A 12,358-nucleotide genomic window follows, 5' to 3' on the forward strand; every position below is an offset into this window, starting at 1 on the left:
GCCCGAATCCTCCGTACTCTCACCACTGTTGATTCCGGCCGACTATACATGAGGCACTCTCACCACGTAGCCGCGGTCATTCATCGGGCCGCCCGGCGGATATTCACCCTGCGGCACGTCACGAATTCCATTGTGGTCGAAGAACGTCACATTTCCGTCGCGGCTGACAACGGCTTCCAGATGCTTGCTCGCCTTGTTGTCGAGGTCGAACTGCATGCTGTTCCGCATTCCCTGAGCGCGCTCGATGTCGGTCGGCGGCCCGGGTATGCGGTCCTCCGGGTGGGTGTGGACGGTGAATTTGTAGCCCTTGCCGCGCAGGTCCTTGGGAATGGAGCTGCCGACGTCCGTGCCCCGGAAGAGCCGCAGTTCGCCGGTCGGGCTCTGGACAATGGCGTGCTCCACGCCGGCGAATTTCTGGAGTTCGGCCAGGTGCTTCACATTCACTTCGCCGGGCCGGATCTCGATGTGGCCGTCCTGGAGCGCCTTCACCAACTGCTTGGCCTTCGGCGACAGGTCCCGGAAGGGGATGGTGCCGCCGGGCAGCCGGTCGCCGCCCTTGAAGGCGACGGTGATCGCCCGCAGCCCCTCCCCGCCGTCCCGGATCAGCGTCGCCATGTTCTTCAGCGCGCCCTTGGCCGAGCCCAGCGCGTGGGCGCCGATCTTCAGGAGGCCGCCGGCTTTGTAGAGTTCGGCGAGCTTGCCCAGGGACGTGATGCCCTTGGTCATCGGGATGCAGTCGAGGGCGGCGAAGAGCACGTCCCACAGGCTCGCCTTGCCCTGGATGTATTTCATGACCGTGTCGGCGAGCACCACCATCGCCGCCGCGACGACCAGCCACGCCAGCGGGCCGCCGATGATCATCACGACGATGCCGAGGATCGCCACGATCCACTTGCATACCGTGACGATCTCGTCCCAGTGGTCGGCGACCCAGTGCACCGCCTTCTGCCACCAATGGCGGTTGTGGATACCGGCGTCCGACGCCTCGTGCAGCTTCGCGACCGTCCGCCGGGCCGCGTCCTCCCGCATCCCGCGCGCCTGCTCCGCCAGCCGCTTCGCCGCGTCCAGCGCCGACTGGGCGCTGCCGACGGCCTGTTGGGCGTGCTGCTTCTGCGCCTTGGCCGCCGCGGCGTCCCGCGTGGCCTGCCGCACCTGGTCCGAGTCCGGCGGCGGCACGTCCTTGCCCGGGTTCTTCGCCGGATCGTAGGAGTCGGCCTTCGCCGTCGCGGTGTGCACCCAGTCGTCGGCGCCGTGCAACTGCTGCTGCGCCGACGACAGTTGGGAGTGCGCCGTCCGCCCGTCGGCCAGTGCCTTGTCCGCCTGATACTGCGCGTGTTCCAGGTCGGGCCAGTACGCCTCCAGGGCGTCCGCCGCGATCCGGTACGACGTGTGCAGCTTCGTCAGATTCTTCGGCGTCGACCCGAACTCGTCCCGGAAGGCGTCCGCCGACAGCCCCGCCCAGGACAGGATCGCCTCCTCCGACTGCATGCCGTTCACCAGCCGCAGCGCGCCCTCGACATCGTCGGCGAATTCGTGCAGTTGCCGCGAGAGCGTCTTCACCCGCGTCGGATCGCCCGGTGTCGGATCGCGATCCATGTCCAGGACATACCAGTCACTCGGACGACCCATGCGTCAATTCCCCCGTCGGCGCGTGGCGTTCAGCAGTTGATCAGATACTCGAACGCCCCACGCTACCCGACGGGCCCCCGTTCGGAGAAACGTCTTTGCGCTGGCCAGGGGCCCAGCGAAGGCGCATCGCCTACCGGGCGCCGCCGCCGTCCGTGCGGAAGCCGAGGCAAGGGAGGACTTCGTCGGCGAGCTCGACGAGCCGCGCGTCCGGAACGGCGGGGACGGTGTGGTCGAGGCGTCGTACGTGATCGGTGAAGTCGGAGGGGAGCAGGACGCCGTAGTTCCGTACGTAGTGGGCGAGATCGACGCGCCACACCCAGACGCCGTCCGTCTGGAGGGACGCCGCGCCGAGGATCCGTCGCCCCCCGGTGACGACATCCCGCTCCGCACCCATCGTGTCGAAGATCTCGTGCCCGTTCTTCAAATAGGCCGCGATCTTCCCGGAGTCCTCAGCAGGGGTGTCGGGAATCGACTCCAGAAGGCGTCCCGCCGAGACGCCCTCCGGCGCGCCGGGGAAGAGCTCCTCGAAGAATCCCAGTGGCTTCAGCATGTCCGTCCTCACGGCCGACGGCAGGTCGCTTCCCTCGGAAGGCTCGGGGGCGTGAAGGTATCACCGCGCCCGGGGTGCCGGGGGCCCGGGGCCGGGCGGACGGGCGGACGGGCCGTTCGGCTCACGCCGCCGCCACGACCGCTTCGCGGCCCAGACGCGGCGCCGTGGTGGGGCGGGTCGGGCGGAAGACGATCAGGCGGAGAAGCAGGAAGCGGCCGAGGCCGGCGAGGGCGGAGGCGGTGAGGTAGACGGTCTGCTGGGCGAGGGCGCCGGGGTGGGGGTGGGCGGCGGCGAAGCCGAGCAGCGCGCCGGTGGTGAACAGGTACGAGATCAGCACCGTGAGCCCGGAGGCCGCGTGGTCGCTCCAGCCGGCGCCGCCGCGGCCGAAGGTGAAGCGGCCGTGCAGTTCGGTGGCCAGCAGCGTGGAGCCGACGGTGACGACGGCGTTCGCGGCGGCCAGCGGCACCCTGTCGCCGACCAGCAGCAGCACACCGCTGGCCAGCAGGGTCACCCCGCCGCCGCAGAGCACGAACCGCAGGAAGGAGGTGAACGGGGCCACCTGGCCGGTGCGTGCCGTCGTCGTGGCGGCCATCGTCAACTCCTCGGTCGGGTACGGCCGCTGGTCGCGCCCGTCGTCGTGTCCCCGACTCTTCCGCAGCCCGGCGCGGCGTCCCATCCGGAGTGTCCCCCATTCCCCCTGGGGGTTACCCCCACCCCGGGTCGGGGCCCGGCTCAGGGGCGGCCCCTGACACCCTCCCCGGGGTCCGCACATTGGAAGACGATGAGCTTACTTATCCATGGTTTACAAGGTGAGTGGCGCACATCACCCGTCCATCGCGAAGTGAAATGCCCGATTCATACCCATATGATCGGATAGGTGAATTTGTGTCCGCCCCACCCGCCGTGTCAGAGTCTTCCCAACGGCCCGCACCGACCCGCGCTCGGCCGTTCCCCAGACGCCGTGAACCACACCCCCCTTGCTTCACGGCGGTTCGAAGAGGCCCTCGACGCAGTCGCACAACGACGCGGAGGGCCTCTTCACATGTGTCACACGTTCCCCGACTCCCGCTCCGGGACCCGCAGTTCGAACCAGGCCGTCTTGCCGCGCGGCTGGAGGTCCACCCCCCAGCGGTCGGACAGCTTGTCCACCAGGAACAGCCCGCGCCCACTGGTGTCCAGGTCGCGCACCGGCATCAGACAGGGCAACGCCCGTGAGGGATCGCGGACTTCGACCCGCACCCAGCCGCGCCGCCACTGCATCCGCAGGCCGACCGTACGGGCGCCGGTGTGCCGTACGGCGTTGCCGACGAGCTCGGAGACCAGCAGCTCCACGACGTCGGAGATCTGCGGCAGCCCCCAGACGCGGACCACCGACAGGGACAACCGCCGTGCGGTGGAGGCCGATTCGGGCCGGGAGGTCAGATGGACCTCCCGCAGGGAGGGATCGCCGACCAGATCGAGGGCCGTGGCCGCCGCGTCCTCGACGAGGAGCGGCGCGACGCCCGCCGCGGTGTTCACCCGCTGCGGCTGCTCAGATCCTCCCCGGCCCGCCATGTCTTTCATGATGGCTGCAATTGCAGCGCTGCGAGGGGTAACCGGCGGAATTCATCAGGTGGAATGCACCGTTCCGCACCCATGTTTCGGCATATGACGACGGCACACAACGCCCCTCAACAACCAACCTGGCCTGCGGAGTTGACGGCTGCAACCATCACAGTGGATGGTGGCGGCCTCATTTTCCTTAAGGCTGCCATAAGGTTGCCTTAAGGTGGGCCGCACACCCTCCGTCACCGTCACGGACGCGTCAGTCGGTCATACGTACGATACTCAACCGGCCGTGCGGAAAACAGCCTTGCCCGGCCCGTCCTCCACGAAGCTGCGCATCCCCGTCGTCCGGTCCTCGGTCGCGAACAGCCCGGCGAACAGCGTGCGTTCGATGGTCAGGCCGGTCTCCAGGTCGGTCTCCAGGCCCGCGTCCACGGCCTCCTTCGCCGCCCGCAGCGCGTAGGCGGGGCCGCGCGCCAGCCGCTCCGCCCAGGCCCGGGCCCGGGCGTACACCTCGTCGGCCGGCACCACCTGGTCCACCAGGCCGATCGCCAGCGCCTCCTGCGCGGTCACCATCCGGCCGGTGAAGATCAGGTCCTTGGCCCGGGACGGGCCGACCAGCCGGGACAGCCGCTGGGTGCCGCCGGCCCCCGGGATCAGCCCGAGCAGGATCTCGGGCTGGCCGAGCTTGGCGTTCTCGCCCGCGATCCGGTGGTCCGCGCACAGCGCCAGTTCGCAGCCGCCGCCGAGCGCGTAGCCGGTCACGGCCGCCACCACCGGCTTGGGGATCCGCGCCACCGCCGTGAAGGACTCCTGGAGCGCCCGCGACCGGTCGACCATGTCCTCGTACGACATGGCCTGCATCTCCTTGATGTCCGCGCCGGCCGCGAACACCTTCTCCCCGCCCCACACCACCACAGCCCGTACGTCCGGCCGCCCCGACGCCTCCAGCGCGACCTCCTTGAGCAGGTCCTGGGTGCCGGAGTCCAGCGCGTTCATCGGCGGGCGGTCCAGCCGTACGGTGCCGACGCCTTCGTCGACTTCAAGGGTCACAGTCATACCGGCGAGCGTACGACGGACGGCCCGCCCCCACGGAGGAGGACGGGCCGTCTGTGAGACAGTTCAAGCCGGCGTCGAGGATCAGGCGGTCCACTCGCTCCAGGGGAGGTTCCAGCCGTTGAGGCCGTTGTACCACTGGACCGTCTTGTCCTTGGAGTTCTGCACCTGCACCACGTCACCGATGATCGACTGGTTGTAGAACCAGGCCGCCGGGGTGCTCGGGTCGCCCGCGCCGCGCACGTCGTGCAGGCCGACGCAGCCGTGGCTGGTGTTGCTGTTGCCGAAGACCGAGGTGGCCGCCCAGTAGTTGCCGTGGATGAAGGTGCCCGAGGTGGTCAGCCGCATCGCGTGCGGCACGTCCTTGATGTCGTACTCGCCGCCGAAGCCGACCGTGTCGCCGTTCATCCGGGTCTTGATGTACTTCTCGGAGATGACCATCTTGCCGTTGTACGTGGTGTGGTCCGGCGCGCCCGAGGAGATCGGGATGGTGCGCAGCACCTTGTTGTCGCGGTAGACGGTCATCGTGTGCTTGGCCGCGTCCACGATGCTCACCTGGCGGCGGCCGACGGTGAAGTGGACGTCCTTGTGCTGCTTGCCGTAGACGCCGGGCGCGCCCTCGACGCCGTCCAGGTTGAGGCTGAGCGTGACCTTCGTACCGGCCGCCCAGTACTCCTGCGGGCGGATGTAGAGCTGCTGGTCGCCGTACCAGTGCGCGGCGACCGGGACCGCCGGGCTCGCGGTGACCTTCACGCCGTCCTCGACGGCCTTCTTGTTGGTGATCGGCCGGTTGAAGTTGAGGTAGACCTCCATGCCGACGCCGACCGTGGAGCCGTCCTCCGGCGTGAAGTAGCCGATGAAGGTGTTCTTCGGCGTGACGGTGGTGAAGCTGGAGTGCTTGTCGGACTCACGGCCCGAGGCGTCCTTGGCGACCGCGTCCACGGTGTACTGCGTGGAGGTGTCCAGGTGTCCGGCCGGCACCCAGCCGCTGCCGTCGGTGGAGATCGCGCCCTCCACCGTGCCGCCCTTGTCGTCCTTGACGGTGACCGTGGAGAGCTTGCCGCCCTGGGCGGTGACCTTCAGGGTGCCCGTGGTGGACACGTCGGTCGCGCCGTCCTTCGGCAGGATCGTCACCACGGCGGTCGAGGCGACCGTGTCCGACGTACTCGCCTTGCCGTCGGACGTACCCCCCTTGGGGTCGCTCCCGCTGGTGGACTTGTTCCCGCCGCCACCGCCACCGCACGCGGTGACCAACAGCAGCAGTGCACCGAGCGCCAGCACCAGAACGTTCCTTCTGACACCCGGCGCCGCCAGTATCGGCTTCAACTTCGTGACTCCCCTACCGCCCCAGAACCCGGAACTCCCCCGGCCAGCGCCAGATAATCACACGGAACCCGCGCAAGGGTTCACGGAAGTGTCACCGTTCCGTCCCAGATGGCTGTGCGATTGCCTGTGTGACCTGGGGAGGGCTCACCGGGTCCGGCGGGGCGGTCGGGGAGTCAGAGCGCCGAGCCCGCCTGCCACTGCTCCCAGCTCAGATTCCAGCCGCCCATGCCGTTGTCGGCCGCCACCGTACGGTCGTGGGAGTTGAGCACCCGGATCGGGTCGCCGATCAGCGAGTGGTCGAAGAACCAGCCCGCCGGGGTCTGCGAGCTGCCGCCCTTGACGTCGCGCAGGCCGATGCAGCCGTGGCTGACGTTGGTGGTGCCGAAGACCCCGGCGGGCGACCAGTAGTTGCCGTGCACGAAGGTGCCCGAGCTGGTCAGCCGCATCGCGTGCGGCACGTCCGGGATGTCGTACTCGCCGCCGAAGCCGACGGTCTGCCCGTTCATGCGCGTGACGGCGTACTTCTCGGCGATCACCATCACCCCGTCGTACGTGGTGTGCGCGGGGGCGCCGGTGGAGGCGGGCAGGGTGCGCAGGACGGTGCCGCCGCGCCGTACGACCAGGGTGTGCGCCGCCGCGTCGACGGTGCTGCGCTGGTCGCGGCCGATGGTGAAGCGCACGTCCTTGGACTGGGTGCCGTAGACGCCGGGCGCGCCCTCGACGTCGCGCAGCCGCAGCTGGAGGGTGACGCGGGTGCCGGCCGCCCAGTAGTCGCGGGGCCGCAGGTCGAGCCGCTGGCTGCCGAACCAGTGGCCGGTGACGGGCACCGACGGGCTCGCGGTGACCCGCACACCGTCCTCGACGGCCTTCTTGTCGGTGATCGGCCGGTTGAACTTCAGCGAGACGATCATGCCGACGCCGACCGTGGAGTCGTTCTCGGGCGTGAAGAAGCCGATGAAGGTGTGCTGCGGCACGGTGGTGGTGAAGTCGGCGTGCTTGGCGGCCGGGCGGCCCTGGTCGTCGACCGCGTAGGCGTCGACGCTGTAGCGGGTGGCCAGCGACAGCCGGCCGGTGGGCCGCCAGGTGTGCGCGTCGTCGGACAGCGCGCCCGGTACGGCGGTGCCGTCGGCGCTCCTGGCGGTCACCCCGGTGAGGGTGCCCCCGTCGACGGTGACGCGCAGCCCTCCGGTGGCCGGTACGTCCTTGGCGCCGTCGCCCGGCGCCACGTCGATGGCCGCGCGCGAGACGTGCGAGGCGGAGTCCGCGGTGCCGTCCGGGCCCGGGCCCTTGTCGTCGCCCGAACCACCGGACCCTCCGCACCCCGCGACCAGCATCGCGCCCAGCAACACACCCGCACCCGCGCGCAGCACGCGCCTCACCGCTCTCGTCACGCACCGTCAACGACGGCACCGGCACAGGGGAAACGCGCTGTCCGCGGACTGTCCGCGAGACGTGCTCCGTTCAACCGTGTGACTCCGTACCCGCACGTGGGAATGAATGGAGGAATGGTGCGGGGGGAACGGCCGTCGACCGGGAAGGGACACCCGGCGTACGGTACGGCTCCCCGGACCGGACGGCCGGGCACGGGACGCCCGGACGGCCGGGCACCGCACGGTCCTTCGGAGCCGCGGGAGGCGGACACGTGTCAGAGACACGCGAACACGGCGTCGTACCGGCGCCGTTGCTGCCGGCCCCTGCCGCGGCGCCGGTACCGCAGCCGGCCGGTACGGCGGATCGGGAAGCGGCGAGCGCCGCGGAAGTGGCGGCCCGGCCCGAGCCGCGCCGGGCGACCGTGTGGCCGGGCTCGCCGCAGCCGCTCGGCGCGCGCTTCCACACCGGGCCCGACGGCCGCGCGGGCACCAACTTCGCGCTGTGGGCGGCCGGCGCGGAATCCGTCGAGCTGTGTCTCTTCGACGCGGACGGCACCGAGACGCGCGCGCCGCTGACCGAACTCACCCACGAGATGTGGCACGGCTTCCTGCCCGGCGTCCTGCCGGGACAGCGCTACGGCTACCGCGTCGACGGCCGCTGGGACCCGTGGACCGGCGCCCGCTGGAATCCGGCGAAGCTGCTGCTCGACCCGTACGCGCGGGCCGTGGACGGCGACTTCCGGCTGGTCCCCGAGGTGTACGGGCACGTCCGCGACTGGCCGGAGCCTGAGGTCGCCGACACCGTGCGCGACAACCGGGACTCCGCCCCGTACGTCCCCAAGGGCGTCGTCGTGGACGATGACGACGACTGGGAGGACGACCACCGCCCCAAGACGCCCTGGTCGGACTCGGTGATCTACGAGCTGCACGTCCGCGGCTTCACCAGGACCCACCCGGACATCCCGCCGGAGCTGCGCGGCACCTACGCCGGGCTCGCGCACCCGGCCGCGATCGCGCACCTGACCAGGCTCGGCGTGACGGCCGTCGAGCTGCTGCCGGTGCACCACTTCGCGCACGAGGAGCACCTGGAGCGCAAGGGCCTGCGCAATTACTGGGGGTACAACTCGATCGGCTACTTCGCGCCGCACGCCGCGTACAGCGCGAGCGGGACGCGCGGGGAGCAGGTCGGCGAGTTCAAGCGGATGGTGCGGGCGCTGCACGCGGCGGGCATCGAGGTGATCCTCGACGTGGTCTACAACCACACCGCCGAGGGCGGCGAGGGCGGTCCGACGCTGTCGCTGCGCGGCATCGACAACCGCGGCTACTACCGGCTCCAGCAGGACGCCCGCCGCTACGCCGACTACACCGGCTGCGGCAACACCCTCAGCGTCGTCCAGCCGCACGTGCTGCGGCTGATCACCGACAGCCTGCGCTACTGGGTGACCGAAATGGGCGTGGACGGCTTCCGGTTCGACCTGGCGGCGGCGCTGGCCCGCTCGATGCACGACGTGGACATGCTGTCCCCTTTTCTGGCGGTGATCGCCCAGGACCCGGTGCTGCGCCGGGTCAAGCTGATCGCCGAGCCGTGGGACGTCGGCTCCGGCGGCTACCAGGTGGGCGCCTTCCCGCCGCTGTGGACCGAGTGGAACGACAGATTCCGCGACACCGTACGGGACTACTGGCGGGGCGCGGCCGGCGACGTGCGCGACCTCGCCTACCGGCTGTCCGGCTCCAGCGACCTGTACGACTGGGGCGGGCGGCGGCCGTACGCCTCGGTCAACTTCGTCACCGCGCACGACGGTTTCACCCTGCGCGACCTGGTGAGCTACGAGCGCAAGCACAACGCGGCCAACGGCGAGGACGGCCGGGACGGCACCGACAACAACCGGTCGTGGAACTGCGGCGCCGAGGGCCCGACCGACGACCCGGCGGTCGCGGCGCTGCGCCGCCGCCAGATCCGCAATCTGCTCTCCACGCTGCTGCTGTCCACCGGGGTGCCGATGCTCGTCGCGGGCGACGAGATGGGCCGCACCCAGGGCGGCAACAACAACGCCTACTGCCAGGACAACGCGACCAGTTGGGTCGACTGGTCGCTCGCCGGCGATCCCGCCTGGAGTGCGCTGACCGACCTGGCGGCGCGGCTGATCGGACTGCGCCGGGCGCATCCGGTGCTGCGCCGCGGCGGCTTCTTCTCCGGGCTCGCGCACGCGCCGGAGGGGCTGCGGGACCTGGCCTGGTTCGGGCCGCGCGGCGAGGAGATGACCGACGAGGACTGGTTCGCGCCCGGCCGCACGCTGGGGATGTTCCTGTCCGGGCAGGAGATCCCGCAGCGGGACGCGCGGGGCGAACCCGTCCTGGACGACAGCTTCCTGCTCGTCGCGCACGCGGGCCCGCGGCCCGCCGCCTTCGCCCTGCCGGGGGCGCCCTGGGCCACGGCGTACGAGCTGCTGGTCGACACCGCGCTGGAGGACCAGGCGGCGGCGCCGGACCTGCCGCCGGTGGCGGGCGGCAGCGTGGTGCGCGTGCCGGAGCGGTCGGTACGGCTGTACCGGGCGTGCGGGGGCGGCGCGATCGGCTGAGGCCGGGGCGGAGGAGGCCGGGCGAGGTGTGGTGAGGTCCGCACGAGGTCCGGCCTCTGTCCTGTCCTTGTCCGGCCCCTGTCCGGTCCTTGTCCGATTCCCGGACGGATTGGTGTGGACGCCGTCGAATGGTCCAGTCCACTATGTGCAGGTGACATCTTCCGCGCCCTGCCCCGACCGCGCCGGGGCCGACGCCGGCGAACGTGCCGTACCCGACATACCTGTCGTACCCGTCGCATCCGTCGCACCCGACGCGCGGGCCGTTCCGGCCGGGGACCGGCTGTGGTCGGCGAACTTCCGGCTCTACTTCACCGCCCGCTCGGTCGCCATGCTCGGCGACACGATGCTGCCGGTCGCGCTGTCCGCCGGGCTGATCCAGTACGGCTACTCGGCCGGTGACATCGGCCTGGTGATGGCCGCGTCCACCGCGTGCTTCGCCGGACTGGTCATCTTCGGCGGGGTGTTCGCCGACCGCTTCAACGCCCGGCGGCTGATGATCGGCGCCGACCTCGTACGGGTCTGCACGCAGTCCACCGCGGCGGTTCTCTTCCTCACCCACCGGATCACGCTGTGGGAGATGGCGCTGATCGCCGTCGTCAACGGCACGGCCGCCGCCATGTTCCAGCCGGGCGTGGCCAGTACGGTCGTCCGCGTCGCGACCGATGTGCAGGGCGCCAACGGTGTGACGCGCACCGCGGAGTCCGTCGCGAGCCTGGCCGGGCCCGCCCTCGCCGGCGTCCTGGTCGGCTTCACCTCGCCCGGGGTCGTCTTCGCCGTCCACTCCTCCACGTATCTGGTCAGTGCCCTGTGCCTGATCTCACTGCGGCTGGCCCCGCTGCCGCCGCGCGCCGCCGTCCTCAAGGGCGCGAGCACCTTCAAGGCCGATCTCGCCGAGGGGTGGCGGGAGTTCCGGGCGCGCGACTGGATGTGGGGGGTGATCGTGATCTGGATGGCCTACATGATCTTCGTCTTCGGGCCCTATCTCCCGCTCGCCGCGGGCCAGATCATCCCCGAGCACGGCGCCGGCGCCTACGGACTGGTCAACTCCGCGCTCGGCGGCGGCACCGCGGTCGGCGCGCTCATCGCGATGCGGGTGCGGGCGGACCGCCCGCTGCGGGCGGGCTCGATCGCGCTGTTCGCCACCGCGCTGATGCCCGCGTCCGTCGGCTTCGGCCTGCCCGTGCCGGCCATCGCCGCGTGCGTCTTCTGCGCCGGCATGGGGTGGGCCTACTGGGGCGTCAACTGGGCGACCAGCGTCCAGACGCAGGTCCCGAACGACATCCTCAACCGTATCCACGCCTACGAAGTCGCCGGGTCCATCGCCATGACGCCCGTCGGCCAGTCCCTCGCCGGCCCCGCCTCCACCGCTTTCGGTGCCCGCCACGTCCTCCAATTCGGTGCCGCCGCGGCTCTCCTGGTCTGCCTTCTCCTCCTCTCCGTCCCGGCCATCCGCAACCTCCGCCGCGCCCCCCACACCTGACCCGCCCTCTCCGAAAGAGGGTGCCCCTCCAGGGGCGCGGGGACGCGGCGCGGCGCTGGCGGAAGTGGGTGCCCCCGACTGAACGCCCTCCGCAGGAGACAGAGCGAGGTCCGGATCCCGCCGGAAGGTCGAGGCGCCGGGCGCCAGGGTGGAGGTCATGACCTCAAAGGCACCCGCCTTCGTGGGAAAGAAAGCCCTCGTGACCGGCGCCGGCCGGGGAATCGGTGCGGCAGTGGCACTCCGCCTGGCGGCGGAAGGCGCGGACGTGGCGTTCACGTACCGCGAGAACGAGGAAGCGGCAGCGGCGGTGGCAGCTGTGGAGCAGGCGGCCCGGGAGCTGAGCGGCCTGGACATCCTGGACAACAACGCGGCGGCGTACGTGACGGGCGGCGCCGAGGAATTCGACGCGGCGGTCGCGGCGAACATCCGCGCCCCATACCTCGCGGCGCGAGCCGCACTCGCTCATCTCCCGGACGGCAGCGGCCGCGTCGTCAGCAACGTGGCAGAACGCACCCCTTTTTTCCGGGCTGACGCTCTACGCCCTGACAAAGTCGGCGCTGACGGGCATGACGAAAGGCCTGGCCCGTGACCTTGGGCCGCGCGGCATCACGGTGAATCTGGTCCACCCGGGCCCGACCGACACCGCCGCCAATCCGTCCGACGGCCCGTACGCCCCGGCCATCCGCGCGGTCACGGCGCTGGACCGTTACGCGGATCCCGACGAGATCGCCTCGGCCGTGGCCTTCCTGGCCTCCCCCGCAGCCTCGTACATCACCAGCGCCGCCCTCCACGCGGGCGGCGGTTTCACGGTCTGACCTGCGGA

At 70.9% G+C, this 12,358-nt stretch carries 11 protein-coding genes; 4 read left to right on the plus strand and 7 right to left on the minus strand.

The window, feature by feature from the left end; all coding sequences use genetic code 11:
- Nucleotides 1-42: 42 nt before the first annotated feature.
- The 7 genes from BM076_RS26210 to BM076_RS26240 all read right to left on the minus strand — a co-directional run bounded on the left by BM076_RS26210 (nucleotide 43) and on the right by BM076_RS26240 (nucleotide 7,440).
- Nucleotides 43-1,596 carry a WXG100 family type VII secretion target gene (locus BM076_RS26210; protein ID WP_322936246.1) on the minus strand — a complete coding sequence of 518 codons (1,554 nt, stop codon included), beginning with the start codon at nucleotides 1,594-1,596 and terminating at the stop codon, nucleotides 43-45.
- A gap of 163 nt (nucleotides 1,597-1,759) precedes the next feature.
- Nucleotides 1,760-2,179, minus strand: a complete 420-nt coding sequence (locus BM076_RS26215; RefSeq protein WP_093716158.1) for a hypothetical protein — start codon at nucleotides 2,177-2,179, stop codon at nucleotides 1,760-1,762.
- A gap of 121 nt (nucleotides 2,180-2,300) precedes the next feature.
- Nucleotides 2,301-2,771 (minus strand): hypothetical protein, encoded by a 471-nt coding sequence (locus BM076_RS26220; protein ID WP_093716159.1) that lies wholly within the window; start codon nucleotides 2,769-2,771, stop codon nucleotides 2,301-2,303.
- Nucleotides 2,772-3,226: 455 nt separating this feature from the next.
- Entirely contained in the window at nucleotides 3,227-3,733 is a 507-nt protein-coding gene (locus tag BM076_RS26225) for an ATP-binding protein (protein ID WP_093716160.1), read from the minus strand.
- 273 nt (nucleotides 3,734-4,006) lie between these two features.
- Nucleotides 4,007-4,783 (minus strand): enoyl-CoA hydratase/isomerase family protein, encoded by a 777-nt coding sequence (locus BM076_RS26230; protein ID WP_093716161.1) that lies wholly within the window; start codon nucleotides 4,781-4,783, stop codon nucleotides 4,007-4,009.
- Between the two features lie 81 nt (nucleotides 4,784-4,864).
- Nucleotides 4,865-6,106, minus strand: a complete 1,242-nt coding sequence (locus BM076_RS26235; RefSeq protein WP_093716162.1) for a L,D-transpeptidase — start codon at nucleotides 6,104-6,106, stop codon at nucleotides 4,865-4,867.
- Between the two features lie 173 nt (nucleotides 6,107-6,279).
- A complete protein-coding gene (locus tag BM076_RS26240) occupies nucleotides 6,280-7,440 on the minus strand; it encodes a L,D-transpeptidase (RefSeq protein ID WP_093716209.1) in 1,161 nt (386 codons plus the stop codon).
- Nucleotides 7,441-7,790: 350 nt separating this feature from the next.
- Here BM076_RS26240 and glgX point away from each other — a divergent pair, with 350 nt between their 5' ends.
- The 4 genes from glgX to BM076_RS38215 all read left to right on the plus strand — a co-directional run bounded on the left by glgX (nucleotide 7,791) and on the right by BM076_RS38215 (nucleotide 12,350).
- A complete protein-coding gene (gene glgX / locus BM076_RS26245; RefSeq protein ID WP_177246624.1) occupies nucleotides 7,791-10,055 on the plus strand; it encodes a glycogen debranching protein GlgX in 2,265 nt (754 codons plus the stop codon).
- A gap of 145 nt (nucleotides 10,056-10,200) precedes the next feature.
- On the plus strand, nucleotides 10,201-11,535 hold the full coding sequence (locus BM076_RS26250; protein WP_407640712.1) for an MFS transporter: 1,335 nt from the start codon (nucleotides 10,201-10,203) through the stop codon (nucleotides 11,533-11,535).
- Nucleotides 11,536-11,692: 157 nt separating this feature from the next.
- The gene (locus BM076_RS26255) at nucleotides 11,693-12,124 is read left to right on the plus strand and encodes an SDR family NAD(P)-dependent oxidoreductase (protein ID WP_322936247.1); all 432 of its coding nucleotides are present in this window, start codon (nucleotides 11,693-11,695) and stop codon (nucleotides 12,122-12,124) included.
- Nucleotides 12,102-12,350 (plus strand): SDR family oxidoreductase, encoded by a 249-nt coding sequence (locus BM076_RS38215; protein WP_322936248.1) that lies wholly within the window; start codon nucleotides 12,102-12,104, stop codon nucleotides 12,348-12,350. The genes BM076_RS26255 and BM076_RS38215 overlap by 23 nt, the downstream gene beginning before the upstream one ends.
- Nucleotides 12,351-12,358: the final 8 nt, after the last annotated feature.

Source organism: Actinacidiphila alni (genome assembly GCF_900112845.1).
Taxonomy (GTDB): domain Bacteria; phylum Actinomycetota; class Actinomycetes; order Streptomycetales; family Streptomycetaceae; genus Actinacidiphila; species Actinacidiphila alni.

Bases quoted from the DNA above. Each gene is read 5' to 3' on its own strand.
- BM076_RS26210 (WP_322936246.1), bottom strand. From the start codon at position 1,596: ATGGATCGCGATCCGACACCGGGCGATCCGACGCGGGTGAAGACGCTC.
- BM076_RS26215 (WP_093716158.1), bottom strand. From the start codon at position 2,179: ATGCTGAAGCCACTGGGATTCTTCGAGGAGCTCTTCCCCGGCGCGCCG.
- BM076_RS26220 (WP_093716159.1), bottom strand. From the start codon at position 2,771: ATGGCCGCCACGACGACGGCACGCACCGGCCAGGTGGCCCCGTTCACC.
- BM076_RS26225 (WP_093716160.1), bottom strand. From the start codon at position 3,733: ATGGCGGGCCGGGGAGGATCTGAGCAGCCGCAGCGGGTGAACACCGCG.
- BM076_RS26230 (WP_093716161.1), bottom strand. From the start codon at position 4,783: ATGACTGTGACCCTTGAAGTCGACGAAGGCGTCGGCACCGTACGGCTG.
- BM076_RS26240 (WP_093716209.1), bottom strand. From the start codon at position 7,440: ATGCTGGTCGCGGGGTGCGGAGGGTCCGGTGGTTCGGGCGACGACAAG.
- BM076_RS26255 (WP_322936247.1), top strand. From the start codon at position 11,693: ATGACCTCAAAGGCACCCGCCTTCGTGGGAAAGAAAGCCCTCGTGACC.
- BM076_RS38215 (WP_322936248.1), top strand. From the start codon at position 12,102: ATGACGAAAGGCCTGGCCCGTGACCTTGGGCCGCGCGGCATCACGGTG.